Origin of the sequence: Bacillus sp. FSL K6-1005 (assembly GCF_038000225.1) — a bacterium.
GTDB classification, from domain to species: Bacteria; Bacillota; Bacilli; order Bacillales; family Bacillaceae; genus Bacillus; species Bacillus mojavensis.
Map to the genome: position 1 here is coordinate 1,148,234 of NZ_JBBOBP010000001.1, position 25,281 is coordinate 1,173,514.

27 protein-coding genes are annotated in these 25,281 nt (G+C 44.1%); 18 read left to right on the plus strand and 9 right to left on the minus strand.

Annotated elements, in window-relative coordinates:
• From lpdA to NST16_RS05945, 4 genes are read left to right on the plus strand one after another with little or no spacing between them, the layout of a single operon-like run.
• Complete coding sequence (gene lpdA / locus NST16_RS05930) at nt 1-1,425, plus strand: dihydrolipoyl dehydrogenase (protein WP_229146923.1); 1,425 nt, start codon at nt 1-3, stop codon at nt 1,423-1,425.
• Between the two features lie 21 nt (nt 1,426-1,446).
• Nucleotides 1,447-2,439: a 3-methyl-2-oxobutanoate dehydrogenase subunit alpha gene (gene bfmBAA / locus NST16_RS05935; protein ID WP_340884778.1), complete on the plus strand. Its 993-nt coding sequence runs from the start codon at nt 1,447-1,449 to the stop codon at nt 2,437-2,439.
• Between the two features lie 13 nt (nt 2,440-2,452).
• On the plus strand, nt 2,453-3,436 hold the full coding sequence (gene bfmBAB / locus NST16_RS05940; protein ID WP_326195959.1) for a 3-methyl-2-oxobutanoate dehydrogenase subunit beta: 984 nt from the start codon (nt 2,453-2,455) through the stop codon (nt 3,434-3,436).
• Nucleotides 3,437-3,457: 21 nt separating this feature from the next.
• Nucleotides 3,458-4,723: a dihydrolipoamide acetyltransferase family protein gene (locus NST16_RS05945; RefSeq protein ID WP_340884784.1), complete on the plus strand. Its 1,266-nt coding sequence runs from the start codon at nt 3,458-3,460 to the stop codon at nt 4,721-4,723.
• A 61-nt stretch (nt 4,724-4,784) separates the two neighbouring features.
• Here the strand turns inward: NST16_RS05945 and NST16_RS05950 are convergent, their stop codons facing one another.
• From NST16_RS05950 to NST16_RS05960, 3 genes are all read right to left on the minus strand, one after another.
• Nucleotides 4,785-5,621 (minus strand): MerR family transcriptional regulator, encoded by an 837-nt coding sequence (locus NST16_RS05950; protein WP_029441362.1) that lies wholly within the window; start codon nt 5,619-5,621, stop codon nt 4,785-4,787.
• Nucleotides 5,622-5,690: 69 nt separating this feature from the next.
• Nucleotides 5,691-6,860 (minus strand): multidrug efflux MFS transporter Bmr, encoded by a 1,170-nt coding sequence (bmr, locus tag NST16_RS05955; protein ID WP_010334860.1) that lies wholly within the window; start codon nt 6,858-6,860, stop codon nt 5,691-5,693.
• 122 nt (nt 6,861-6,982) lie between these two features.
• A complete protein-coding gene (locus NST16_RS05960; protein ID WP_340884788.1) occupies nt 6,983-7,876 on the minus strand; it encodes a YegS/Rv2252/BmrU family lipid kinase in 894 nt (297 codons plus the stop codon).
• Nucleotides 7,877-8,037: 161 nt separating this feature from the next.
• Here NST16_RS05960 and brxB point away from each other — a divergent pair, with 161 nt between their 5' ends.
• The 6 genes from brxB (at nt 8,038) to NST16_RS05990 (ending at nt 12,585) form a co-directional block, all read left to right on the plus strand.
• Nucleotides 8,038-8,475, plus strand: a complete 438-nt coding sequence (brxB, locus tag NST16_RS05965; protein ID WP_340884791.1) for a bacilliredoxin BrxB — start codon at nt 8,038-8,040, stop codon at nt 8,473-8,475.
• Nucleotides 8,476-8,740: 265 nt separating this feature from the next.
• Entirely contained in the window at nt 8,741-9,508 is a 768-nt protein-coding gene (artP, locus tag NST16_RS05970; RefSeq protein WP_010334857.1) for an arginine ABC transporter substrate-binding protein ArtP, read from the plus strand.
• A gap of 80 nt (nt 9,509-9,588) precedes the next feature.
• A complete protein-coding gene (gene artQ, locus NST16_RS05975; protein ID WP_010334856.1) occupies nt 9,589-10,248 on the plus strand; it encodes an arginine ABC transporter permease ArtQ in 660 nt (219 codons plus the stop codon).
• Nucleotides 10,241-10,963: an arginine ABC transporter ATP-binding protein ArtR gene (gene artR / locus NST16_RS05980; RefSeq protein WP_268445937.1), complete on the plus strand. Its 723-nt coding sequence runs from the start codon at nt 10,241-10,243 to the stop codon at nt 10,961-10,963. The genes artQ and artR overlap by 8 nt, the downstream gene beginning before the upstream one ends.
• A 71-nt stretch (nt 10,964-11,034) precedes the next feature.
• A complete protein-coding gene (locus tag NST16_RS05985; RefSeq protein ID WP_010334854.1) occupies nt 11,035-12,003 on the plus strand; it encodes an aromatic acid exporter family protein in 969 nt (322 codons plus the stop codon).
• A 51-nt stretch (nt 12,004-12,054) separates the two neighbouring features.
• Nucleotides 12,055-12,585 carry a L,D-transpeptidase gene (locus NST16_RS05990; RefSeq protein ID WP_340884801.1) on the plus strand — a complete coding sequence of 177 codons (531 nt, stop codon included), beginning with the start codon at nt 12,055-12,057 and terminating at the stop codon, nt 12,583-12,585.
• 19 nt (nt 12,586-12,604) lie between these two features.
• On the opposite strand, the gene prli42 is transcribed toward NST16_RS05990, so the two are convergent.
• Nucleotides 12,605-12,697 (minus strand): stressosome-associated protein Prli42, encoded by a 93-nt coding sequence (gene prli42, locus NST16_RS05995; RefSeq protein ID WP_003226489.1) that lies wholly within the window; start codon nt 12,695-12,697, stop codon nt 12,605-12,607.
• Nucleotides 12,698-12,786: 89 nt separating this feature from the next.
• Here prli42 and mce point away from each other — a divergent pair, with 89 nt between their 5' ends.
• From mce to NST16_RS06010, 3 genes are read left to right on the plus strand one after another with little or no spacing between them, the layout of a single operon-like run.
• The gene (gene mce / locus NST16_RS06000; protein WP_339177066.1) at nt 12,787-13,209 is read left to right on the plus strand and encodes a methylmalonyl-CoA epimerase; all 423 of its coding nucleotides are present in this window, start codon (nt 12,787-12,789) and stop codon (nt 13,207-13,209) included.
• The gene (locus NST16_RS06005) at nt 13,202-14,725 is read left to right on the plus strand and encodes an acyl-CoA carboxylase subunit beta (RefSeq protein WP_340888290.1); all 1,524 of its coding nucleotides are present in this window, start codon (nt 13,202-13,204) and stop codon (nt 14,723-14,725) included. The genes mce and NST16_RS06005 overlap by 8 nt, the downstream gene beginning before the upstream one ends.
• Before the next feature lie 19 nt (nt 14,726-14,744).
• Nucleotides 14,745-15,860 (plus strand): tripeptidase T, encoded by a 1,116-nt coding sequence (locus NST16_RS06010; protein WP_268449527.1) that lies wholly within the window; start codon nt 14,745-14,747, stop codon nt 15,858-15,860.
• Nucleotides 15,861-15,909: 49 nt separating this feature from the next.
• Here NST16_RS06010 and NST16_RS06015 read toward each other — a convergent pair whose 3' ends face one another.
• The 3 genes from NST16_RS06015 to mifM all read right to left on the minus strand — a co-directional run bounded on the left by NST16_RS06015 (nt 15,910) and on the right by mifM (nt 17,909).
• Nucleotides 15,910-16,638, minus strand: coding sequence for a YqjF family protein (locus NST16_RS06015; RefSeq protein ID WP_268449526.1), 729 nt, complete (start codon nt 16,636-16,638; stop codon nt 15,910-15,912).
• A gap of 126 nt (nt 16,639-16,764) precedes the next feature.
• On the minus strand, nt 16,765-17,592 hold the full coding sequence (locus tag NST16_RS06020; protein WP_268449525.1) for a membrane protein insertase YidC: 828 nt from the start codon (nt 17,590-17,592) through the stop codon (nt 16,765-16,767).
• 29 nt (nt 17,593-17,621) lie between these two features.
• Entirely contained in the window at nt 17,622-17,909 is a 288-nt protein-coding gene (gene mifM / locus NST16_RS06025; protein WP_081638334.1) for a membrane protein insertion/folding monitor MifM, read from the minus strand.
• 72 nt (nt 17,910-17,981) lie between these two features.
• Here mifM and NST16_RS06030 point away from each other — a divergent pair, with 72 nt between their 5' ends.
• The 3 genes from NST16_RS06030 (at nt 17,982) to NST16_RS06040 (ending at nt 21,488) form a co-directional block, all read left to right on the plus strand.
• On the plus strand, nt 17,982-19,226 hold the full coding sequence (locus NST16_RS06030; protein ID WP_168748184.1) for a DNA polymerase IV: 1,245 nt from the start codon (nt 17,982-17,984) through the stop codon (nt 19,224-19,226).
• A gap of 109 nt (nt 19,227-19,335) precedes the next feature.
• A complete protein-coding gene (gene gndA / locus NST16_RS06035; RefSeq protein WP_268449524.1) occupies nt 19,336-20,745 on the plus strand; it encodes an NADP-dependent phosphogluconate dehydrogenase in 1,410 nt (469 codons plus the stop codon).
• A 68-nt stretch (nt 20,746-20,813) separates the two neighbouring features.
• A complete protein-coding gene (locus NST16_RS06040; protein WP_340884815.1) occupies nt 20,814-21,488 on the plus strand; it encodes a DUF3885 domain-containing protein in 675 nt (224 codons plus the stop codon).
• A gap of 32 nt (nt 21,489-21,520) precedes the next feature.
• On the opposite strand, the gene zwf is transcribed toward NST16_RS06040, so the two are convergent.
• Nucleotides 21,521-22,990, minus strand: a complete 1,470-nt coding sequence (zwf, locus tag NST16_RS06045; RefSeq protein WP_340884818.1) for a glucose-6-phosphate dehydrogenase — start codon at nt 22,988-22,990, stop codon at nt 21,521-21,523.
• A gap of 224 nt (nt 22,991-23,214) precedes the next feature.
• Here zwf and rnz point away from each other — a divergent pair, with 224 nt between their 5' ends.
• Nucleotides 23,215-24,138, plus strand: coding sequence for a ribonuclease Z (gene rnz / locus NST16_RS06050; RefSeq protein WP_095713232.1), 924 nt, complete (start codon nt 23,215-23,217; stop codon nt 24,136-24,138).
• A gap of 74 nt (nt 24,139-24,212) precedes the next feature.
• Complete coding sequence (gene rpmG / locus NST16_RS06055; RefSeq protein ID WP_229146950.1) at nt 24,213-24,362, plus strand: 50S ribosomal protein L33; 150 nt, start codon at nt 24,213-24,215, stop codon at nt 24,360-24,362.
• 34 nt (nt 24,363-24,396) lie between these two features.
• Here the strand turns inward: rpmG and NST16_RS06060 are convergent, their stop codons facing one another.
• Nucleotides 24,397-25,167 (minus strand): alpha/beta fold hydrolase, encoded by a 771-nt coding sequence (locus tag NST16_RS06060; RefSeq protein WP_340884832.1) that lies wholly within the window; start codon nt 25,165-25,167, stop codon nt 24,397-24,399.
• Nucleotides 25,168-25,281 lie beyond the last annotated feature (114 nt).

Genomic DNA, 25,281 nt, shown 5'->3' on the forward strand with positions numbered 1-25,281 from the left:
ATGGCAACTGAGTATGATGTAGTCATTCTGGGCGGCGGTACAGGCGGTTATGTCGCGGCGATCAGAGCGGCGCAGCTCGGCTTGAAAACAGCCGTTGTAGAAAAAGAAAAGCTTGGCGGAACATGCCTGCATAAAGGCTGTATTCCGAGTAAAGCGCTGCTTAGAAGCGCAGAAGTGTACCGGACAGCCCGTGAAGCCGATCAATTCGGAGTCGAAACGTCCGGCGTGTCCCTCAACTTTGAAAAGGTGCAGCACCGTAAGCAGGCGGTTGTTGATAAGCTTGCAGCGGGCGTCAATCATTTAATGAAAAAAGGAAAAATCGACGTGTACGACGGATATGGGCGCATCCTTGGACCGTCTATTTTCTCTCCGCTGCCGGGAACAATTTCTGTTGAACGGGGAAATGGCGAAGAAAATGACATGCTGATCCCGAAGCAGGTCATTATTGCTACAGGCTCAAGGCCGAGAATGCTGCCGGGTCTGGAAGCGGACGGAGAGTTTGTTTTAACCTCGGATGAAGCGCTCCAAATGGAGGAGCTTCCAAAATCGATGATCATCGTCGGCGGAGGAGTTATTGGAATCGAATGGGCATCCATGCTTCATGACTTTGGCGTAAATGTAACGGTTGTCGAATATGCGGACCGGATATTGCCGACTGAAGACCAGGACATTTCAAAAGAAATGCAAAGCCTTCTTAAGAAAAAAGGAATTCAATTTGTCACAGGAGCTAAAGTGCTGCCTGATACGTTGAAAAAATCATCAGGTGAAATCAGCATACAGGCGGAAAAAGGCGGAGAAACCGTCACTTATACAGCGGAAAAAATGCTTGTTTCCATTGGCAGACAGGCAAATATCGAAGGCATCGGTTTGGAAAACACCGAAGTTGTCACTGAAAATGGCGTCATCTCTGTTAACGGCAGCTGCCAGACGAAAGAATCCCATATTTATGCGATCGGGGATGTCATCGGGGGCCTTCAGCTTGCCCACGTGGCGTCACATGAAGGAATTCTTGCAGTGGAGCATATCGCAGGCCTTAATCCGCACCCGCTTGACCCGGCACTTGTACCGAAGTGCATCTATTCCAGCCCGGAAGCAGCTAGTGTGGGTTTAACGGAAGAAGAGGCAAAGGCGAAGGGATTCGATGTCAAAATAGGAAAGTTCCCATTTATGGCGATCGGAAAAGCACTTGTGTACGGGGAAAGCGATGGTTTCGTAAAAATCATAGCTGATCGTGCCACAGATGATATTCTCGGGGTGCATATGATAGGCCCGCATGTCACTGACATGATATCAGAGGCAGGTCTTGCAAAAGTGCTGGATGCGACGCCATGGGAGGTCGGGCAAACGATCCACCCGCACCCGACGCTGTCTGAAGCGATTGGAGAAGCAGCGCTTGCTGCAGATGGCAAAGCCATTCATTTTTAAAAGCATAAAGGAGGCGCTTGAATGAGTACAAACCGACATCAAGCATTAGGGCTGACTGATCAGGAAGCCGTTGATATGTATAGAACCATGCTGTTAGCAAGAAAAATCGATGAAAGAATGTGGCTGTTAAACCGCTCTGGTAAAATCCCGTTTGTTATCTCTTGTCAAGGACAGGAAGCAGCACAAGTAGGAGCAGCTTTCGCCCTTGACCGTGAAACGGATTATGTGCTGCCTTACTATAGAGACATGGGTGTCGTGCTCGCGTTTGGCATGACTGCGAAGGACTTAATGATGTCCGGGTTTGCCAAAGCAGCAGATCCAAACTCAGGAGGCCGCCAAATGCCGGGGCATTTCGGTCAAAAGGAAAACCGGATCGTGACGGGGTCTTCTCCGGTAACAACGCAAGTGCCGCATGCGGTCGGCATTGCGCTGGCTGGACGCATGGAGAAAAAAGACATTGCGGCTTTTGTCACATTTGGAGAAGGATCTTCAAACCAAGGCGATTTCCATGAAGGGGCAAACTTTGCCGCTGTTCAAAAGCTTCCGGTTATTTTTATGTGCGAAAACAACAAATACGCGATTTCGGTCCCTTACGATAAGCAAGTGGCCTGTGAAAATATTTCAGATCGTGCCGTAGGCTATGGAATGCCTGGTGTAACGGTGAATGGAAACGATCCGCTCGAAGTTTATCAAGCGGTGAAAGAAGCGCGTGAGCGGGCGCGCAGAGGAGAAGGCCCTACCTTAATTGAGACGATTTCTTACCGCCTGACACCGCATTCCAGCGATGACGACGACAGCAGCTACAGAGGCCGTGAAGAAGTAGAGGAAGCGAAAAAAAGTGATCCCCTGTTTACTTATCAAGCTTACTTAAAGGAAATAGGCCTGCTGACCGAAGAGATAGAACAAACCATGCTGGACGAAATCATGGCAATCATAAACGAGGCGACAGATGAAGCGGAGAACGCTCCTTATGCAGCTCCTGATTCAGCGCTCGATTATGTGTATGCGAAGTAGGGAGGAAGTACAAATGTCAGTAATGTCATATATTGATGCGATCAATTTGGCGATGAAAGAAGAAATGGAACGAGATTCACGTGTCTTCGTTCTTGGGGAAGATGTAGGAAAAAAAGGTGGTGTATTTAAAGCCACTGCCGGCCTGTACGAACAATTTGGAGAAGAACGTGTCATGGATACGCCACTTGCTGAATCAGCGATCGCCGGAGTCGGTATCGGAGCGGCTATGTACGGCATGAGACCGATTGCTGAAATGCAGTTTGCTGACTTTATTATGCCGGCGGTAAACCAGATTATCTCCGAGGCAGCTAAAGTCCGCTACCGCAGCAACAATGACTGGAGCTGCCCGATTGTTGTCAGAGCGCCGTACGGTGGCGGCGTGCACGGAGCGCTTTATCATTCTCAATCAGTCGAAGCAATTTTTGCCAATCAGCCCGGACTGAAAATTGTGATGCCTTCAACGCCATATGACGCGAAAGGACTGTTAAAAGCCGCAGTTCGTGATGAAGATCCGGTGCTGTTTTTTGAGCATAAACGCGCGTACCGTCTGATCAAAGGAGAGGTACCGGCAGATGATTATGTACTTCCTATCGGCAAGGCTGATGTAAAAAGGGAAGGCGACGACATCACGGTGATCACATACGGGCTTTGTGTCCACTTTGCTTTACAGGCTGCAGAACGCCTCGAAAAAGACGGCATTTCTGTACATGTGGTGGATTTAAGAACGGTATACCCGCTTGATCAAGAAGCGATCATCGAAGCCGCATCCAAAACCGGAAAGGTTCTTTTGGTCACAGAAGATACAAAAGAGGGCAGTATCATGAGTGAGGTGGCTGCCATTATATCCGAGCATTGTCTGTTCGACTTAGACGCGCCGATCAAACGGCTTGCAGGTCCTGATATTCCGGCTATGCCTTATGCGCCGACAATGGAAAAATACTTTATGGTCAACCCTGATAAAGTAGAAGCGGCGATGAGAGAATTAGCGGAGTTTTAAAGACGTAAGGAGGATACGATCATGGCAATAGAACAAATGACGATGCCGCAGCTTGGCGAAAGCGTAACGGAGGGTACGATCAGCAAATGGCTCGTCGCCCCTGGAGATAAAGTGAACAAATACGATCCGATTGCAGAAGTCATGACAGATAAGGTAAACGCGGAGGTTCCGTCCTCTTTTACCGGTACAATAACAGAGCTTGTGGGAGAAGAAGGCCAGACCCTGCAAGTCGGAGAAATTATTTGCAAAATCGAAACAGAAGGCGCAAAGCCGGCTGAACAAAAACAAGATCAGACCGAAGCGCCAACTGCCGGGCAAGCAGCTCCTGAAAGCCGCACCGAAGCAGGCAGTCAGGCCAATAAGAGACGTTTGTCTCCAGCCGTACTTCGTTTGGCCGGAGAGCATGGCATTGACCTTGAGCAAGTGACAGGAACGGGAGCCGGCGGAAGGATCACGAGAAAAGATATTCAGCGGATCATTGATTCAGGCGGCGTTTCAGAACAGACTGAAGAGCCAAAAGCAGCAGCTCCTGCACCAGCGCAAAAACAGGAGACGAAAGAAGACGTTTCTCATCCTGTTTCAGCAGCCGGAGATAAAGAAATTCCTGTCACAGCTGTTAGAAAAGCGATCGCTTCAAATATGAAACGAAGCAAAACAGAAATTCCTCACGCTTGGACGATGATGGAAGTCGATGTCACAAACATGGTGGCATACCGAAACAGTATAAAAGATTCCTTCAAGAAAACAGAAGGCTTTAATTTAACTTTTTTCGCCTTTTTCGTAAAAGCGGTCGCTCAGGCGTTAAAAGAATTCCCGCAAATGAACAGCATGTGGGCGGGGGACAAAATCATTCAGAAAAAAGATATCAACATTTCAATCGCGGTTGCCACGGAAGATTCTTTATTTGTTCCGGTGATCAAAAACGCTGATGAAAAAACGATCAAAGGCATTGCGAGAGAAATTACCGACCTTGCCAAAAAGGTAAGAGACGGAAAACTGTCAGCAGACGATATGCAGGGAGGAACGTTTACCGTCAACAATACAGGTTCGTTCGGATCTGTTCAGTCGATGGGAATCATCAATTATCCTCAGGCTGCGATTCTTCAAGTGGAATCGATCGTCAAACGCCCGGTTGTCATGGATCATGGCATGATTGCTGTCAGAGATATGGTCAATCTGTGCCTGTCTTTAGATCACAGAGTGCTTGATGGCCTCGTGTGTGGAAGGTTCCTGGCACGTGTCAAAGAAATTTTAGAATCGATAGATGAGAAAACATCTGTCTACTAAACAAACAGAAAGAGCATTTTTTGAACGATACCTTCAAAAAATGCTCTTTTTCTATGTACCATTATTCTGCGATTCGGATTTTCATTTCAACCCGATATTCTTCTTGTTTTTTCGGAGAATAATGAATCGGTATGATTAACTCGTAAACATCACTGATAACCGTTAATTGACGGTCCGTGATATACTTGATCAGCTTTTGTAAATTGAGAAAATAATGCTCTGGCGAGAAATTATAAGCGATACAAACATATTTGCCTTTTGGTATTGTTGTGATTTCCATATCCGGCGTAATCGCAGAAATTTGTTTATTCGTTAAGACAGGCGTGAAAATATGACGGTAAGTCATTTCATCAATGTTGTTGTACGGCTGAAACGAGAAAGTAGCACCGTAGCTATTGTTCGAAAAACCATCGGCTGATTCGATAAATGTTTTTAGTTTGCTGTATGAGGCGTTGAGCACGTTTTCAGGCCCGATTCCCTCTGCCTCTGTCTGTATAATCCGTGTTTCTTCCTCATCTAGAACAAACACCTCACCGAGCGCAGGATATTCCATCTGCCGTTTCATTCGCTTTTTCACCAGAGAAATGGTCTGCTCCAATGTTGATAAAAAATCTAATTTCTCTCTGATTTGCTTTTCCTGCTCTGTATAAAAAGCAAACAGTTCCTCCATCTCTAATTCCTGTGCCTTTTTCATCTCTTCTAAAGGTGTGCCAATATATTTTAATGATTTGATCAAATCAAGATGATAGAGCTGGGAGTCAGTATAATAGCGGTAGTTCGTATCCGGGTCGACGTAGGCGGGTTTGAATAAATCAATCTTATCGTAGTAACGAAGCGCTTTGATCGACACATTTGCCAGTTTTGAAACTTCTCCAATTGAGTAAAACGAGTCCTTCATGCCATCCCCCCTTATGATCAGTATAATGAAAAAGCGCATCCTTTGCAGTACACAAAGAATACGCTACTTTTACATGCTGGCTTTTATATGGGCAGGGGCTTTCCAGACAATGGTCAGCGCAATGCCTATGGCTAAAGCTCCTGTTGCAAAATAGAATGGATAGTTTAAGTCAATATCGAATAGCATTCCCCCGATGATGGGGCCGAACACATTGCCGATGCTGGTAAACATTGAATTCATTCCGCCGGCAAATCCCTGTTCATTTCCCGCAATTTTTGACAGATAGGTTGTTACCGCCGGGCGCATAAGATCAAATCCGACAAATACGGTGAAGGTAACTAATAAAATCGCAGCATATGAATTTACGATGGTCAGCAAAAACACAAGACTTGTTGAGAGAATTAAGCTGTAGCGGATTAAACGGATTTCCCCAAACCACCTTGTGAAGCGGTCGAATAAGACGACTTGCGTGATGGCTCCGACAATTGCTCCCCCAGTAATCAAAATGGCAATGTCACTGGCCGTAAATCCGAATTTATGATCAACGAATAACGCAAATAAAGATTCAAACGATGCTAACCCAAAAGACGATATTAAAATGATGAGAAAAGCAATGAAATACATAGGTGCAAAAATCCGTTTGAATCCTGTTTTTTGGCCCTCTATTTTCTCATTCTCAGGATTTCGCTCCGGTTCCCGTAGCGTTAGCATCGATAAAATTGCTGCTATTAACGCAAAGGCTGCCGCAAAGTAGAAAGGCAGACGGGAATGGATTTCCGCTAAAAATCCGCCTATACCGGGGCCGATAATAAAACCTGTCGAAATAGCGGCTGACATATAGCCGAGCGCTTTCGGCCGTGTTTTAACAGTAGTGATATCGGCGATAAAAGCCGTGACTCCGGGCATAATGAAGGCAGCACTGATTCCGCCAAGCATACGGGATATAAATAAAATGTCAACTGTTTTTCCGATGCCGAATAAAAACTCCGAAACACTAAAAAACAATAGACCAATCACGATCATAATTTTACGTCCAAAGCGGTCAACCCAGCGTCCGGCGATTGGTGAAACAATAAGCTGTGTAACAGCGAAACATGCAACCATATAGCCGACTGCGGTACCGGATAAATGCAATTCATTCATAATCGCGGGCGTTACCGGAATCACAAGCCCGATCCCTAAAAAAGCAATGAATAAATTGGTTAATAATATAGCTAATGTGATGTTCTGTTTCTTCATGTAACTTCCCCTTTTTACGAAAGTGTATCCTTTATACTGTAAGACCTCCTCTTAGGGGAGAGTCAACGGATTTCTTTCTATGAAGCTTTTCGCTCTTTATAAAGTCCTTTACCAGCGGACAGTTATTCATTGCGGGGAATAAGCATGTCAATGTGCTGCGGAAGGACTTGAATCACAGCGGGTGTATGTGTATACACTTCTCCATCTGTATCAGCCTTTTTGACGGTGTCTGTTTCAATTTCGACGCGAGAGGCCTGAACATAGGACAGCTCTCCGGTGAGCTGCTCTATTGAACCCTGTTCCATATTCATTAGCTCGCGCAAAGCGGAGAGGTTGGTGCTGCGGCAAATGAGGATATCGAGTAATCCGTCACTTATACTGGCATCCGGCAGGGGAATTCGATTCGTTCCAATGTATTGTCCGTTCATGACAAGCAGCATAACGGCTTCATCTTTTATCTCTTGCCCATCGATTGTCAATGAAATAGGAAAGGACTCAGCTGATGAGACGGTACGTAACGTGCTTGTAAAATAGCTGATTTTTCCTAATAACGCTTTTTCCGTTTCGTTGATTTGATTCGATGTTTCTGCGATCAGGCCGATCCCCCAGAAATTTAAAAAATAACGATCGTTCATCTGGCATACATCAACCTTGGATTTTTTTCCTGAGACGAGTGCTTCGGCTGCCTTTGCAAGATGTTGAGGAATGCCCAGCACTCTTGAAAAGTCATTGCACGTTCCGCCGGGCAAAATACCGATAGACGGCTTTCTTTCTAAAGAACTGATGCCATTGATGCATTGATGAACTGTACCGTCGCCGCCGAGAATAAAGACAGTCTCGACAGAATCATCTATCGAACGGCAAAAATGATAAGCATCGTCTTTTTTCTTTGTCTGTTTAATGATGACCTCATCTAACGATTGTGATAAAACTGGCACAACAGCTCCTAATGCTTTTTCTATATTTTTGTTGCCGGCGTTTCCGTTATGAATAAGTAAAGCTTTCCGGTGGCTCATACAAAACTGCTCCTTTATTTATACATCTGATTATATAATTCCCTTATCTTGTAAGGAGTAAACGAAAAGCAAAAAATCCTCCGATATAAGCGGTGGCATTTGCCGATAAGGCGGTTTCCTTGCTATCATAAGAACAGATGATGAAAAAGGAGAGGTCTTCATTGAACATGGACTTTAATTTATTTATGAATGATGTTGTCCGCCAAGCGAGACAAGAAATTACGGCTGCAGGATATACCGAACTGAAAACAGCTGAAGAGGTGGACGAGGCACTTACGAAAAAAGGAACGACGCTTGTCATGGTCAACTCTGTCTGCGGATGCGCGGGCGGGATTGCAAGACCGGCTGCATACCATTCCGTTCATTATGACAAAAGACCTGACCAGCTCGTGACTGTGTTTGCGGGACAGGATAAAGAAGCGACGGCAAGAGCACGCGAATATTTCGAAGGATACCCGCCATCTTCTCCGTCATTTGCTATTCTAAAAGACGGAAAGATTATGAAAATGCTCGAGCGTCATGAAATTGAAGGCCATGAGCCGATGGCAGTTGTCTCAAAACTGCAGGAAGCCTTCGAGGAATATTGCGAAGAAGTATAAGATAAAACCCCGGATGCCCGAGTGGCACGGGGTTTTTTGTGCATAAAATTCCAAGTCATGATGAATAAATATTAGAGTTTATTCAATGGATGCGCTATAAAAGATGTCCTTTTACCTAGTGATAGGAGAAGAGATTGCTGGAAAAATAAGCTTCGAGATAATTTTTAAAAATAGTATTGCATAAAAATAAGAAAGTGTTTAAAATACAAATTAACGAATAAATATTCAAATATGATAAAAGTAATGAATATGGGGGAAATGGATCATGAAAAAATGGCTCTTATTACTGGTAGCTGCGTGCATCACCTTTGCATTATCTGCTTGCGGCTCAAGCAATTCAGGTTCAGAAAGCGGAAAGAAAAAGATAATTATGGGAACTTCGGCGGATTACAAACCGTTTGAATATAAAGATGGCGATAACATTGTCGGTTTTGATGTAGATTTGGCAAAGGCCCTTGCAAAGAAAACCGGCTACGAAATTGAAGTGCAGGATATGGACTTCAACAGCTTAATTACAGCACTGAAATCAAAACAGGTTGATTTGGTTTTGTCAGGAATGACACCGACGCCTGATCGTAAAAAACAAGTTGATTTTTCTGATGTATATTACACAGCGAATCATATGATTGTCAGCAAAAAAGACAGCGGCATTAAGTCTTTAAAAGATCTGAAAGGAAAAACAGTCGGCGTTCAGCTTGGCTCCATTCAAGAAGAGAAGGGGAAAGAGCTTTCACCGGAATATAATTTTAAAACTGAAGACCGCAACAGAATTTCTGATTTGGTGCAGGAAATCAAATCTGACCGTTTTGACGCTGCGATTATCGAAGATATGGTGGCAGAAGGGTATTTCAAATCAAATGATGACCTGCAGGGCTTCGTAATTCCTGATGCGAAAGCGGAGGAAGCCGGTTCAGCGATTGCTTTCAGAAAAGACAGTGAACTGACGGACAAATTCAATAAAGCCCTCAAAGAAATGCAAGATAATGGAGAGCTCGATAAATTGAAGAAAAAGTGGTTCACTGGCGAGAAGTAAAAAAAGCGGCTCAACTTTTTCGTTGAGCCTTTTTATTGAATAGGAAATTTTTTTTCCTGTAAGAAAAGGAGACAAAGGCTATGAATTTGGATTTTTCAGCAACGATCCCCCAAATTCCTTTTATATTAGAAGGCTTAGCAATTACATTAAAAATTGTTGTGGTATCTGCTATTATCGGACTTATATTAGGGATTGTGCTAAGCTTATGCAAGATCAGCACGTTCCGCCCGCTGATCTGGCTTGCTGATTTTTACACATCAGTTTTTCGCGGCACGCCTTTAGTGCTGCAGCTTATGATTGTTTATTTCGGGCTCCCGCAGCTGCTCGGCTTTCAAATTGACCAGTTTTGGGCGGCGGTTGTCGCATTGTCACTGAATTCCGCTGCTTATGTATCGGAAATTATCAGAGCGGGAATCAATGCCATTGATAAAGGGCAAAAAGAGGCTGCTGTCGCACTGGGTGTTCCGTACGGCAAAATGATGAAGGATCTGCTTTTGCCGCAGGCCTTCAAAAATATATCACCTGCCATTGTAAATGAATTAATTACGTTAACAAAAGAATCGGCGATTGTTACCGTTATTGGTCTTGGCGATGTCATGAGACGCGCGTATCAAGCGGGCGCCGCCACGTACAATTACCTTGAGCCGCTGATTATCGCCGGATTGATTTATTATGTGCTTGTCCTTATTTTAACGTTTATCGGCAAGGCTGTAGAAAGGAAGCTGAAATCCAATGATTAAGGTTGAAAAGCTGTCAAAATCATTTGGGAAACAAGAAGTATTAAAAAACATTTCAACAAACATCGCTGAAGGTGAGGTTGTTGCCGTCATCGGCCCTTCAGGCTCAGGCAAATCCACATTTCTTCGCTGTTTGAATCTTTTGGAGAAGCCTAACGGCGGAACCATCACAATAAAAGATAAAGAGATTACGCAGCCGAAAACCAATACATTAAAGGTGCGGGAAAACATCGGAATGGTATTTCAGCATTTTCATCTTTTTCCGCACAAAACGGTTCTCGAAAATATCATGTACGCGCCTGTAAATGTCAAGAAAGAATCAAAGCAGACTGCACAGGAAAAAGCCGAGGAACTGCTGCGTAAAGTCGGGTTGTTTGAAAAGCGAAATGACTATCCAAACCGTTTATCAGGCGGACAAAAGCAGCGTGTTGCCATCGCCCGTGCTTTGGCAATGAATCCGGAAATCATGCTGTTCGACGAGCCGACATCCGCGCTTGACCCTGAAATGGTCAAAGAAGTGCTCCAGGTCATGAAAGAACTGGTTAAAACCGGGATGACTATGGTGATCGTTACTCACGAAATGGGCTTTGCAAAAGAAGTGGCCGACCGCGTGTTATTTATGGATGAAGGGATGATTGTCGAGGACGGCAATCCGAAAGAATTTTTTCTTTCGCCAAAATCCAAAAGAGCGCAGGACTTTTTAGAAAAAATATTATAGAATATAGGGAAAAAGAAGAAGGCTTGTGCTTCTTCTTTTTTGTTGAAGAAACAAATAGAATGGAGTCCGACATGTTTAAAATTGGTTACCGCACAATAAAGACCGCACTTGGGACAGCTTTGGCCATTTATATAAGCCAGCTTTTACATCTGCAAAACTTTGCATCAGCAGGAATCATCACCATTTTGTGCATACAAATCACACAAAAACGGTCGCTTCAAGCGTCATGGGCCCGATTTGCAGCATGCTGTCTGGCAATTCTCTTTTCCTATCTCTTTTTCGAACTGATTGGCTATGATCCGTTTGTCATTGGATTGCTTTTGCTGATTTTCATCCCGACAACAGTTGTTTTAAAAATAAACGAAGGGATCGTCACCAGCTCAGTTATTATCCTTCATCTGTATATGTCCGGCGGCATTACGCCCCAATTCATCTGGAATGAAGTCCAGTTAATTACGGTCGGAATCGGCGTTGCTCTTTTAATGAATCTGTATATGCCGAGCCTTGACCGGAAGCTTATCGCCTATCGAAAAAAGATAGAGGACAATTTTGCTGTCATTTTCGCAGAAATCGAACGGTATTTGTTAACTGGTGAGCAAGATTGGACAGGAAAAGAAATTCCGGAAACACACCAGTTAATCACTGAAGCCAAAAACCTGGCGTATCGAGATGTACAAAACCACATTCTGCGCCACGAAAATCAGCACTATCATTATTTTAAAATGAGAGAAAAACAATTTGAAATCATCGAGCGCCTTCTCCCTAAAGTGACATCGATTTCCATTACGGTGGATCAGGGAAAAATGATTGCCGAATTTCTTTGTGATCTGCGGGAAGCAATCCACCCGGGAAATACAGCCTACAAGTTTTTGAAAAGACTTGCTGACATGAGAAAAGAATTCGAGGAGATGCCGCTTCCTGCGACGAGAGAAGAATTTGAAGCAAGAGCCGCACTTTTTCATCTTCTGGGGGAAATGGAGCAATATTTGGTAATTAAAAGTTATTTCAAAGGAATCAAAGCAGAAAAATCGCTCGCTTAACTCGCATGAGCTCATCCTACATTGGTCAACCTAATGGAAAAGGAGGAGCTTATGCGTTTTTTCTTATGTTCAATAATGATGATTATTTCTCCGATATGGCCTCTTGGCCAAAATCCGCTTCCAGGTGACCCGTATGTCATCGTCAACAAGAAAACAAATGAGCTTGCTCTCATCATCGACAACAAAATTGAAGGCGTTTATCGTGTGGCAACCGGAAAGTCGGATGATTTGACGCCTGAGGGAGAATTTTCGATTACAGTAAAAGCGGTGAATCCTTATTACAGAAAGAAAAATATTGAAGGCGGAGCTTCTGAGAACCCGCTTGGGGCAAGGTGGATTGGGTTTGATGCGAGAGGGACAGACGGCCGGATCTACGGAATTCATGGGACAAACCGGGAAGAATCTATCGGTCAATTTGTATCTAACGGCTGTATACGTATGCATAACAATGACGTTGTTCATCTGTTTCAAGAGATACCGGTGGGGACGAGAGTGCTGATCACGAAAGACTCCCGGTCTTTTGAGGAGATAGCCATTGAGCATAAAGCCCTGATAAAAAAGCAGGTTGTTCCTGTTCAATAGGCCGCCTGCTTTTTTATCATTATAAAAACATAACGATTCCTGAGAGCACTGTTGAAAGAATAAAAACTCCCAAAATCACGATTAAAACGCTTTTCATCAGTTTTTGAGACATGGTTTCACTCCTTAGACAATCTGATTTTATTTTAACGTGTTTTGTATGGGCGGACAAGCGATATCTATTGCCGGAAAGCAGGGATGAAAATGACCGGACTTGACCATATTGGAATTGCCGTTTATTCCATAAACAAGGCCAGAGCTTTTTATGAAGGTGTATTGGGATTAACGTTTCTTCATCAAGAAACGGTTGAAGAGCAAAAGGTGACCATTGCTCTTTTCCAAGCGGGAGGCGTCTATTTGGAGCTGATTGAGCCGTTAACGCCTGACAGCCCTGTCCGTACATTCTTAGATAAAAAAGGAGAGGGGCTGCACCATGTTGCGTTTCTATGTAGCGGCTTAACAGATCAGCTTCAAGCATTATCAAACCGGAAAATTGATGTAATAGACAGGCAGCCGAGACAGGGCGCAAACGGGAAACAGATCGCGTTTATTTCTCCGCGGGAAACAAATGGCGTGCTTGTCGAGCTCTGTGAACCGAAAGGAGATCAAGACATTGAATATGAATGAGCATATCGGTCATCTATACAACAGGCGCAGGCAGGCGGAAGAAGGCGGGGGACATGCAAAGCAAGCTGAACAGCGGAAAAAGGGAAAGCTCACAGCGCGGGAAAGGATCGCCTATCTCTTGGATGAGGATAGTTTTATCGAATTATATCCCTTCATGGAGAGCCGAAGCTTAACAAGGGAGCAGCGTATATTGGGAGATGGAGTCGTGACGGGCTACGGTACGATTGACGGCCGCTCAGTATATGTGTTTGCGCAGGATTTTACCGTATTCGGCGGGGCGCTTGGCGAAACCCATGCGAAAAAGATTACCTCTCTTATGGATCTTGCAGCAAAAAATAAAGCCCCGATTATCGGGCTGAACGACTCAGGTGGTGCGAGAATTCAAGAGGGTGTGGTATCATTAGATGGATACGGTCACATATTTTACCGAAACGTCTTATATTCCGGAGTCATTCCGCAAATCTCGGTTATATTAGGGCCGTGTGCTGGAGGCGCTGTGTACTCTCCGGCACTTACTGATTTTATTTTTATGGCAGAACAGACGGGCCGAATGTTTATTACCGGTCCAAAGGTCATTGAAAAAGTAACAGGAGAACAGGTTGACGCGGAGAGCTTAGGAGGAGCGGGAATACATAATGCCGTCAGCGGAAATGCTCACTTTTCCGGAAAAACGGAAGAGGAGGTTCTGGCAGGAGTGAAAAAGCTGCTGTCTTATTTGCCGCTCGACAAACAGATATCACCGCCTTCATCTGTGGATGAGGCCTCCAGCTCGTTAATAAACCGCCTCGTGCCGGCTGACAGCACAAAGCCATATGATGTTCGGGCGGTGATTCAGGAATTGGCTGATCCACAGTCTTTTTTTGAGATTCAGCCGTATTTTGCGAAAAATATCGTCATCGGATTTGCAAAGCTCGGCAAAAAAACGATCGGAATTGTGGCAAACCAGCCGAAACATTTAGCAGGGAGCCTGACGATTGACGCGGCTGATAAAGCAGCGAGATTTATCCGGTTTTGTGACGCCTTTGAGATCCCGCTGTTAACTGTCGAAGATGTACCGGGGTTTTTGCCCGGCATTCAGCAGGAGCATAACGGCATTATCAGGCACGGAGCCAAATTGCTGTTTGCTTATGCAGAAGCGACGGTTCCCAAAGTAACGCTCATCATCAGAAAAGCGTATGGCGGGTCGTATGTCGCCATGAACAGCAAATCCATCGGAGCGGATCTCGTGTTTGCTTGGCCAAATGCCGAAATCGCAGTGATGGGTGCTGAGGGGGCGGCATCTATTTTGTATGATAACAATATTGAAGCGTCAGCTGACCCGCAAAAGACAAAACGCGAAAAAACAGCTGAATACAAAAAACAAAACGCCAGCCCTTACAAAGCGGCGGCATGCGGAATGGTCGATGACATCATTTTGCCGGAAGAATCAAGGAAAAGACTCATCCAAGCTTTTCACATGCTTGCACATAAGACAGAAGAGAGACCGAAAAAAAAGCACGGTAACATACCGCTTTAAACATGGAGGGGACTTACAAATGGTGAATGAAAAACGCCTGCTGGAAGAATTTTTAGAGCTTGTTCAAATCGATTCAGAAACGAAGCACGAAGCTGAAATCTGCAAAGTGCTGAAACAAAAATTTTCTGATTTAGGTGTAGACGTCAAAGAAGACGATACAATGGGTATCACTGGCCACGGAGCAGGAAACCTGATCTGCACATTAAAAGGAACGAAAAAGACAGATACAATTTATTTTACATCTCATATGGACACAGTCGTACCCGGAAACGGCGTAAAACCGGTTGTTGAGGACGGGTATGTTAAAACAGACGGCACAACAATTTTAGGCGCCGATGACAAAGCGGGATTGGCTGCCATGTTTGAAGCAATTAAAGTGCTCAAAGAAGAAAACATTGAGCACGGCACGATTGAATTCATCATCACAGTAGGTGAAGAATCAGGTCTTATCGGGGCAAAGGCGCTTGACCGTTCCATGATAACAGCATCCTACGGTTATGCTCTTGATTCAGACGGAAAAGTCGGCAATATCATTGTTGCGGCACCGACTCAGGCGAAGGTAAGAGCGGCGATTTACGGTAAAACTGCACACGCTGGAGTTGAACCAGAAAAAGGGATATCAGCGATTACAATCGCAAGCAAGGCCATTTCAAAAATGCCTTTGGGCCGCATCGATGAAGAAACAACAGCAAACATCGGCCGGTTTGAAGGCGGCACACAAACAAACATTGTGTGCGACGAAGTTCACATTCTCGCTGAAGCGCGTTCTTTAGTTCCTGAAAAAATGGAAGCGCAGGTTCAAAAAATGAAAGTTGCTTTTGAAGAGGCGGCGGCTGATATGGGCGGACGTGCAGAAGTTGAAATCGAAGTCATGTATCCAGGGTTTAAATATCAAGATGGCGACCAAGTCGTTGAGATCGCGAAAAAAGCGGCAGCGAAAATCGGACGCACGAGCGAGCTGCAAACGAGCGGCGGCGGAAGCGACGCAAACGTAATTGCAGGCCACGGCATCCCAACAGTCAATCTTGCTGTCGGGTATGAACAAATTCATACGAAGAACGAAAAAATGCCGATTGAAGAGCTGGTGAAAACAGCAGAAATGGTTGTTGCGATTATTGAAGAAGCAGCAAAATAATGAAGAAAAACCCGAGTGCGGATCTGGCATTCGGGTTTTTTCCTAACAGTCAGCGCCATTGTCGAAGCGGCCAAAATAATACGTCTTGTTTTTTGGCATAATGAAGCAGCGGTTCTGAGTCTGGTAAAGTGATTTCGTGAGCATCAGCCACTGTATTGGTTGAAAACTGGGCCTCGGCTCTTTGAAGAAGCCAAGGGTGATGGTGAATGTCCTCATAATAGAGCTTGTCACGATGAGTGGTGTAAAGTCTGTATCGCTCCGTCAGCCAGTAATCAAGCGAATCCTCTTGCGCTGTAAAAGGCGCAGAGAGTGGCCGGTATGTGGCACCGAATGCTGCTTTTCCAGCGTCTCTCCGTTTGCTTCTATATTCCATAGCATCCCCATTTTTTTCGGCTTTCATATCGGCGTAAAAATAAGGCAAATGAAAGAAAGTCCGTGCACCTTGAACTGCCAGCCGATGATCAGCATCTAAGCTAAAGAAATAAATGCCCGGCCTGCCTTTATAGGAGACATAAGTGCGCAGGTTAAGCTCTGGAAAGGACTGGGCTCCGGGAATAGGAGGGAGAAAACGCGCGCGAAGGTTTGTGAGCATAAAGGGAAGCATGCTTACCCAAGCTTGTCCGTGATATGTATCTATGTCCAATATGGACGGAATCTTAGCTCGAAGGGTAGAGTCATCAACAGGCCAATGAGCAAATAAGACATCATTCCATGTTTGTTTCATGATCCAAATTCCCTCAGGCACAGCAATATTTTTTTGTTGAGAGCGTTCCGTCACGACACCAGCTCCTTTCATTTGGATGTGAGTAAAGGTATTCCCGATTTTCTTCTTTTTAAACGAATGCAGGTTCTAAAAAGTGATGGAAATAAAAAAACAACTCCGAACAAAAGTCGGAGTTGTTTTTTATTTCACCGGTTCTGTAAGAGCGGCTGTTTTTTTCTGTTTATGGTGTGTCATCTGAAGTACGACATTTTGCACTGTCAAGAACAGTCCGCTGGTGAACCAGTACAGCGGAAGGGCCGCAGGAACATTAAGCGAGAAAATCGTCATCATCACAGGGAAGATAAACACCATTAGTTTTGCAGATTGCTGCGCTGCAGGATTTTGCGGGACAGCGGAATATTTCGCGCTCAGCTTTTGTGCGACATAGGCTTGGACAAAATACATAATCCCTGCACTAAGGGACACGAGAATATCAGATTGCCCTAAACTGAACCATAGAAACGAGTGTGACGCAATTTCAGGTGTTGAGCGAATCGCGTAATAAAACCCAATCATAATCGGAAACTGAATCAGCATTGGAAGACAGCCCATCGCAAGCGGGTTGATTTTATGCTCCTGATACAGCTTCATCATTTCCATTTGCAGTTCTTTCTGCTTTTCCGGGTCCTTTGTCTTTTTAATTTTGGCTTGAATGCTGTCTACTTGCGGTTTAATGACTGCCATTTTTTCTTGGAACACACGCTGTTTTTTAAACTGATTGACAAACAAAGGAAGTACCACAACGCGCACAATAATGGTTACAAGAATGATAGACAACCCGTATTCTCCGTGAAACAGTCCGGCAACGCCTTTCAGCAGCGAGGAAAACGGCTCGATTAAATAGTCGTGGAAAAAACCGACGTTACCGAGACCTCCCACCTGATTTGTTGCAGCAAAAGCTGCGTTTCCAGAGCATAATACGATCAAAAAGGCCCCTACAGCCAAAAGTTTCTGATATGTTTTTAACAATTTGTTCTCCTCCTTTTTATAAATGCGGTTTATAAAAGAAGGGAACTGACGTCTTCATCATCATTTACAGGTGAATTCATGCGGAAGACTTTACGTATCCAAGTTGTAATGCGATGATATATAATAATAAGAAAGTCTGTTCGGTTTATTCGAAAGACCGTCTGATGTTCATCTGTTCGTTTTGATTTCCACTGCTCGCCGGCACGGCACTCTCGCAAGAGAAAAGCGATCCCGATGGCGGTCAGAGCCGGAAGAATAATTGTGAAAAAATCGACTAAAAATAAAACGTCATTTATCGACTCCACAAACATTGTCATCACATCCATTCAATACCTTCATTTTACTATATGTACAAGCCGTTGTCTAATGAACAGAAAGGAGATATGTTTATGCCGGGGAAGGGCCGAATTATTTTCCATATTGATATGAACAGTTTCTATGCATCGGTGGAAATGGCATATGACCCGGCTCTCCGAGGAAAGCCGGTTGCAGTTGCCGGAAACGTCAAAGAACGAAAAGGCATCGTCGTTACATGCAGCTACGAAGCAAGGGCGCACGGCGTGAAAACAACCATGCCGGTTTGGGAAGCAAAGCGCAACTGTCCTGATCTCATCGTCCTTCCGCCGAACTTTGACCGCTACAGAAGCTCTTCAAGAGCGATGTTTAGCATCCTTCGTGAATATACAGATCTGGTGGAGCCTGTCTCCATCGACGAAGGCTATATGGATATGACGGATACACCATACAGCCGCAATGCCTATGAGACGGCAAAAGAAATACAAAGCAGACTGCAGAAAGAGCTGCTGCTTCCGTCAAGCATCGGAATTGCCCCGAATAAATTTCTCGCTAAAATGGCATCCGATATGAAAAAACCGCTTGGGATCACCATCCTGAGAAAAAGAGAAGTGCCTGATATCCTTTGGCCGCTCCCAGTTGGAGAAATGCATGGCGTAGGCAAAAAGACGGCGGAAAAACTGAACGGGCTTAGTATTGATACGATTGGAGATTTAGCAGCCGCTGACGAACACTCGCTAAAACGGCTGCTCGGCATCAACGGGCCCCGTCTCAAAAATAAAGCGAACGGCATTCACCATGCCCCTGTTGATCCGGAGCGCATTTATGAATTTAAAAGCGTAGGCAATTCATCCACACTTTCTCATGATTCTGCCGATGAGGATGAGCTGTTAGCTGTTTTTCGAAAACTGTCCGCATCCGTTAGCGACCGTTTGCAGCGTAAGGAAGTAATGGCTTCAAAGCTGTTTATTATGATCAGATACGCGGACTGGAAAACCATTACAAGAAGCATCACACTGAAGAATCCGATAGATCAAAAAAACGAGATATATAATGAAGCAGAACATCTCTTCTTTAAGCATTGGAACAAAAATCCGATCAGGCTGCTCGGCATTACCGGAACGGATTTGGTAGAAAAAGAGCAGGCCTATAAGCAACTCGATTTGTTCAGCTTTACAGAGGATGCGAAGGATGAACCGATTCAGCAGATGATGGAAAAACTGAATGAAAAGTACGGCTCCAAGCTGATCAGAAAAGGTGCAAAGGTTAAAAAAGACGAGAGCAAAACAAGCGGGACAAGCTTTAATAAAGATTTTTTTCAAGATGAAAAGAAAAGCTGAATGTCTTGAAATAAGGGGGTGAAGTATGGTAATTTCAATAGTATAAATATCATTTTATTTTAATGTAAATTTTAAAATGGTTAAACGTTTTCAGAAGGGACGTTAGAATATGTCAAAACAACAAATCGGAGTTATCGGACTTGCGGTAATGGGTAAAAATCTGGCTTTAAATATTGAAAGCCGAGGATTTTCTGTTTCTGTTTACAACAGATCAAGCAGCAAAACCGAGGAATTTTTGCAGGAGGCTGAAGGCAAAAACGTTGTCGGCACCTACAGCATTGAAGAATTTGTTCAATCCTTGGAAACACCGCGCAAAATTTTGTTAATGGTTAAAGCGGGAACTGCTACAGATGCGACAATTCAATCTCTTCTTCCTCACTTAGAGAAGGACGATATTTTAATTGACGGCGGAAATACATACTATAAAGATACACAGCGCCGAAACAAAGAGCTTGCTGAAAGCGGCATTCATTTTATCGGCACAGGCGTTTCAGGCGGAGAAGAAGGAGCGCTTAAAGGGCCTTCTATCATGCCCGGCGGACAAAAAGAAGCTCATGAACTTGTGAAGCCGATTCTTGAAGCAATTTCTGCAAAAGTTGACGGTGAAGCGTGTACGACATATATCGGTCCGGACGGTGCCGGCCATTATGTAAAAATGGTGCATAACGGTATTGAATACGGGGATATGCAGCTGATCTCTGAATCTTATTTCATCCTGAAACAAGTACTTGGCCTTTCAGCTGATGAGCTTCATGAAGTATTTGCTGAATGGAATAAAGGCGAGCTTGACAGCTACCTGATCGAGATTACTGCTGATATCTTCACCAAAAAAGATGAAGAAACAGGCAAACCGCTTGTTGACGTGATTCTTGATAAAGCGGGTCAAAAAGGAACAGGAAAATGGACAAGCCAAAGTGCACTTGACTTAGGGGTTCCGCTTCCAATTATCACTGAATCTGTATTCGCACGTTTTATTTCAGCGATGAAGGATGAGCGTGTGAAAGCAAGCAACCTTCTTTCAGGACCTGAAGTGAAGCCTGTTACAGAAAATAAAGAAGAGTTGATCGAAGCCGTCAGAAAAGCGCTGTTCATGAGCAAAATCTGCTCTTACGCCCAAGGATTTGCCCAAATGAAAGCTGCTTCTGAAGAATACAACTGGGATCTCAATTACGGTGAAATCGCTATGATCTTCCGCGGCGGCTGCATCATCCGTGCGGCATTCCTGCAGAAAATCAAAGAAGCTTACGACCGTGATCCTGAGCTTGACAACCTGCTGCTTGACAGCCACTTCAAGAACATTGCAGAAAGCTACCAAGGAGCGCTTCGCCAAGTGATTTCACTTGCAGTTGCCCAAGGTGTGCCGGTACCTTCATTCTCAAGCGCACTAGCTTATTATGACAGCTATCGCACAGCCGTGCTGCCTGCAAACTTGATCCAAGCGCAGCGTGACTACTTCGGCGCCCATACTTATGAGCGCACAGACAAAGACGGTGTCTTCCATACGGAGTGGATGAAATAATAATGTGAAAAATCCCGCAGCCTGACAGCTGCGGGATTTTTTTGAAATAGAGTGCGGGGAACGAAAGGATGTATGTTTTGCCTGTAAATGAGTATGTACTTGAAAATTTTCCTGGTTTACGACTTACACCTCCTTTGTTTTATAACTGGCAGATCGGCATCCGGTTTGAAATAGGCGTAGGATATAATGTGAATGCTGTTTATCTACACAACCCTTATATAGATAACGCATACAAGAGAGCTGTCACTTTATTTAAGTCTCTACATGCCGATGATGATGATATATTTGTTATAGCTGATGCTGTTGGTTTTGGAGGGGGAAGGAGATATAAGAGCAAATTACATATTTTCTCACGGTACATTCAAGAAAAAGCTGTGTTGAAAAAACTGCAGCACATTGCTGTCTCTTATACTTGTTCTGATGATGATAAAACGCATAGATTTTTTCTGAGGTGTAAAGCTGGTGATGTAAGATATATTCCAATGCTGAGAGCGATATGTAATCAAGATATGGGGATAAAACCAAGCATTTCTCAAGATATTTACTTTATCAATATAAAAAAGAGAACCATTTTTCATCTTTATGATGATCGAGGCTGCGATATTTTAGCTGCTACAGCTGAAACAATACGGGATATGTATGAAACATATAACAGTTGGATATTAGATTACAACAGAGAGAAAATCAATTGTCTTTTTGAGCCGCTTAGAAGCAGAGAGCTTGGTACATCAATAAAAGGCTGAAAATGCTTTACAAGCACTTTCAGCCTTTTTCTTTATATATTCCACCAATGCAAGCCGTCTTTCACCAAAAGATCATCTGATTCTTTTGGACCCATAGAACCTGCTTCGTAGTTTGGCGATAGGGTTTTGTTGGCTGCCCATGTTTCAGAAATGGAATCGACAAAGCTCCAAGAAAGGGCCACTTCATCCCAGTGTGCGAAGTTCGTCGCATCGCCAAGAAGACAGTCGTGAATCAATTTTTCATATGCTTCAGGAGTGTTCAGTTCATCATTGCAATTGCTGCAGTAATCCAATTTGATTGGCTGCGCGTGTGCTGCTCCTCCGAGTTTTTTAGCGTTTAAGTACAGTGTAATGCCTTCGTCAGGCTGAATATGAATGACGAGTAAGTTCGGATTCATGTTGTTTTCATTGCCGTAGTACAGGTTCATCGGAATGTCCTTAAATTGAACGACAATTTTTGTAGACTTTTCTTTCATTCGTTTTCCGGTACGAATGTAGAATGGAACACCAGCCCATCTGAAGTTGTCGATCAGAAGCTTTCCAGAAACAAAGGTTTCTGTATTTGAGTCAGGAGCGACGTTATCTTCATCTGTATAAGCAGGGACTGGCAGACCGTCAATTTCACCGGCTTGATATTGTCCGCGCACAAAATACTCGTCCACTTCGTCTTTTGCAATAGGGCGGAGGGCTCTCAGCACCTTCACTTTTTCGCTGCGAATTTCTTCTGTGTTCAGTTTAATCGGCGGCTCCATTGCGAGAAGCGCAACCATTTGCATAATATGGTTTTGGACCATGTCGCGAAGGGCGCCTGATTTTTCGTAATATCTAGCACGGTCTTCAACACCAAGTGATTCGCTTGATGTGATTTGAATATTTGAGATGTAGCGATTTGTCCATAGCGGTTCGAAAATCGCATTGGCAAATCGAATAACCTCAATATTCTGCACCATTTGTTTTCCTAAATAGTGATCGATTCTGTAAATTTGATCTTCTGTAAATGCTTCACGAATTTCTTGATTTAATGCTTGCGCGCTTGGCAAGTCATGGCCAAACGGCTTTTCAATCACAAGGCGGGACCAGCCTGTAGTTGCTGTAACACCTTCTGATTTTAATGTCTTTGCAATTGTTCCAAAGAATTCTGGAGCCATTGCCAAGTAGAACATTCTGTTGTTCGGGATTTGATATGTATCTTCCAGCTGGTTGAGCAGTACGTTAAGCTCTTGATAAGAACCAGGGTTTGTCACGTCAAACGGGTGATAATAGAAATGAGACGTGAAGTCATCTATATGTTTATCAGCAGCTGAGGAAATAGATGTTTTGACGGTTTGGCGAAGATCCTCATTGGACCAAGGTCTTCTTCCGACTCCTACAACTGCAAACTCTTCTCCGATTTGTCCATTTTTATATAAACGGTGAATGGACGGATAGAGTTTTCGTTTTGCCAAATCTCCCGTTGCACCGAATATGACAATTACTGCTTTTGGTTGTTGGTTTGTTTTCACTAAAAGTACCTCACTTTATTCGAAGCTTTATTTTAGTACCCCGTATATTTCCTTCATTTTAAATCTAAAATTCAACGAAAGCAAACATTTAAGCCCCTTTTTTTGCAGAATGGCGCAAAAATATTTCTAGAACGAAAGGTTTGCCCGAATCAGAGGCAAGATTCACATTTTACGCCTGATCCTGTATTCTTGTAGGTAACTAGTTCTAGTAGGAGGAAGGAAATGTGGAATTACTTTTTTTAGGGACGGGAGCCGGAATTCCCGCTAAGTCGAGAAACGTGACGTCGATCGCATTAAAGCTGCTTGAAGAAAGGCGATCTGTATGGCTGTTTGACTGCGGGGAAGCCACACAGCATCAAATTTTACATACATCAATTAAACCTCGAAAAATAGAAAAAATCTTCATTACTCACATGCACGGCGATCATGTATACGGTCTTCCGGGGCTTCTTGGCAGCCGTTCTTTTCAGGGCGGTGAGGACGAGCTGACGGTTTACGGACCGAAAGGCATCAAGGCGTTTATTGAAACAAGTCTTGCCGTCACGAAAACTCACCTAACATATCCGCTTGTGATACAAGAGATTGAAGAGGGAGCCGTATTTGAGGACGACCAGTTTATCGTCACAGCTGCATCCGCGATTCATGGTGTAGAGGCCTTTGGGTACCGCGTACAAGAAAAAGATGTGCCTGGTTCTTTAAAGGCGGCGTTATTAAAGGAAATGAATATTCCGCCTGGACCTGTATATTCGAAAATAAAAAAAGGTGAAATCGTGACGCTTGAAGACGGACGCACCATAAATGGGGAGGATTTTTTGGAGCCTCCTAAAAAGGGGAGAGCTGTCGTGTTTTCCGGGGATACGAGAGTGAGCGATAAGATAAAAGAGCTTGCGCGGGACTGTGATGTGCTTGTGCATGAAGCCACCTTTGCTAAGGATGATGTGAAGCTTGCTTTTGATTATTTTCACAGTACAACAGAACAAGCAGCTGTAACAGCAAAAGAAGCTGGGGCGAAGCAGCTCATCTTAACTCATATCAGCGCAAGATATCAGGGAGAGGCCTCTCTGGAGCTTCAGAAAGAAGCGGCAGCCGTTTTTCCGAACAGCATCACGGCTTATGATTTCTTAGAGGTACAAGTTCCAAGAGGCTGAGAAGGTGTTTGACAATCTGTTATTAAGCTGTATAATAAAACGTAATCATTACGCTTTATAAGGAGATGTTAAACATGAGAGTAAATGTTACTTTGGCTTGCACTGAAACAGGGGACAGAAACTACATCACAACCAAAAATAAACGTACAAATCCTGATCGTTTAGAGCTGAAAAAATACTCACCGCGGTTAAAAAAACATACCCTTCATCGCGAAACAAAGTAATAAAAGACCCGGCTGCTTTAGCCGGGTTTTTTGTTTAATTGACTGCCTGGTACAGCGGGGCGGCCTGCTGGCAGGCTGCACACCATACATCATAAATCGCCAGATGGACGATATGAGGTTCATCATGATGAATGTTATGTGAGCTGTTTTTTGCTTGTATCCAGCCGCTTTGATCGGATAGGGACAAAATGCTGCTATGCAGGTTTCTCCAGTCCGCTTCAGCAGAGGCGAATTTCTCAGTGCGTTCACCTGATGACAGGACAATAAGGGGCATGTTTCCTAAATGGACTTGCTGCTGTTTGACCTGCTGCAGGCTTTTCAAAAATTCAGCATATGTCTCCTCGAGCATCATCTGCTTTTTGTATGCTGTATGCATTTCTTCAGGAATAAATGTAAAGCCGCCTGTGCCGTCATCTCCTAAAGCGGGATCAAGGAGCACCATGCCGATAATATCCTCTCGGTTTTTACAGGCCCATAAACTGCTGATAACCGATCCATATGAATGTGAAACAACCAGATAAGGCGGTCTTATACCTGCTGCCTTAAGCAAGCTTTCTAATTCTCTCACCTTTTGGTCGGCTGTTCGTTCAGCCTTGCTTTGTCCGCTTTTCCCAATGCCCGCTCTATCATATGTGAATATGCCAAATTCGCCATCAATGTCCGCTGTTAATGGTTTCCACGTCTCTGAAGAAGTGCCGTAGCCGGCTTCAAAAACAATGGTTACACCGCTAAATCCTTTTCGGTGTTTTGTATGAAATTCACAACCGTCAACCATATAGGTCCTTTCGATCCATGCTGCATTCAATGGAGTCATCTCCTCTAATTGGTTCTACTAGGGAGACGGAGAACGTCAGCTGATCGTTTCTCCAAAAATAAAAAAAGAGATATCCGGCGGCGGAGCCGCGGATATCTCGAATCT

Bases quoted from the DNA above. Each gene is read 5' to 3' on its own strand.
- artP (WP_010334857.1), top strand. From the start codon at position 8,741: ATGAAAAAATGGCTCTTATTACTGGTAGCTGCGTGCATCACCTTTGCA.
- artR (WP_268445937.1), top strand. From the start codon at position 10,241: ATGATTAAGGTTGAAAAGCTGTCAAAATCATTTGGGAAACAAGAAGTA.
- NST16_RS05950 (WP_029441362.1), bottom strand. From the start codon at position 5,621: ATGAAGGACTCGTTTTACTCAATTGGAGAAGTTTCAAAACTGGCAAAT.
- rpmG (WP_229146950.1), top strand. From the start codon at position 24,213: ATGAGAGTAAATGTTACTTTGGCTTGCACTGAAACAGGGGACAGAAAC.
- NST16_RS06005 (WP_340888290.1), top strand. From the start codon at position 13,202: ATGAATGAGCATATCGGTCATCTATACAACAGGCGCAGGCAGGCGGAA.
- NST16_RS05960 (WP_340884788.1), bottom strand. From the start codon at position 7,876: ATGAGCCACCGGAAAGCTTTACTTATTCATAACGGAAACGCCGGCAAC.
- mifM (WP_081638334.1), bottom strand. From the start codon at position 17,909: ATGACAATGTTTGTGGAGTCGATAAATGACGTTTTATTTTTAGTCGAT.
- NST16_RS05945 (WP_340884784.1), top strand. From the start codon at position 3,458: ATGGCAATAGAACAAATGACGATGCCGCAGCTTGGCGAAAGCGTAACG.
- NST16_RS06040 (WP_340884815.1), top strand. From the start codon at position 20,814: ATGTATGTTTTGCCTGTAAATGAGTATGTACTTGAAAATTTTCCTGGT.
- NST16_RS06030 (WP_168748184.1), top strand. From the start codon at position 17,982: ATGCCGGGGAAGGGCCGAATTATTTTCCATATTGATATGAACAGTTTC.
- artQ (WP_010334856.1), top strand. From the start codon at position 9,589: ATGAATTTGGATTTTTCAGCAACGATCCCCCAAATTCCTTTTATATTA.
- bmr (WP_010334860.1), bottom strand. From the start codon at position 6,860: ATGAAGAAACAGAACATCACATTAGCTATATTATTAACCAATTTATTC.
- mce (WP_339177066.1), top strand. From the start codon at position 12,787: ATGACCGGACTTGACCATATTGGAATTGCCGTTTATTCCATAAACAAG.
- NST16_RS05990 (WP_340884801.1), top strand. From the start codon at position 12,055: ATGCGTTTTTTCTTATGTTCAATAATGATGATTATTTCTCCGATATGG.
- gndA (WP_268449524.1), top strand. From the start codon at position 19,336: ATGTCAAAACAACAAATCGGAGTTATCGGACTTGCGGTAATGGGTAAA.
- NST16_RS06010 (WP_268449527.1), top strand. From the start codon at position 14,745: ATGGTGAATGAAAAACGCCTGCTGGAAGAATTTTTAGAGCTTGTTCAA.
- bfmBAB (WP_326195959.1), top strand. From the start codon at position 2,453: ATGTCAGTAATGTCATATATTGATGCGATCAATTTGGCGATGAAAGAA.
- NST16_RS05985 (WP_010334854.1), top strand. From the start codon at position 11,035: ATGTTTAAAATTGGTTACCGCACAATAAAGACCGCACTTGGGACAGCT.
- lpdA (WP_229146923.1), top strand. From the start codon at position 1: ATGGCAACTGAGTATGATGTAGTCATTCTGGGCGGCGGTACAGGCGGT.
- bfmBAA (WP_340884778.1), top strand. From the start codon at position 1,447: ATGAGTACAAACCGACATCAAGCATTAGGGCTGACTGATCAGGAAGCC.
- prli42 (WP_003226489.1), bottom strand. From the start codon at position 12,697: ATGTCTCAAAAACTGATGAAAAGCGTTTTAATCGTGATTTTGGGAGTT.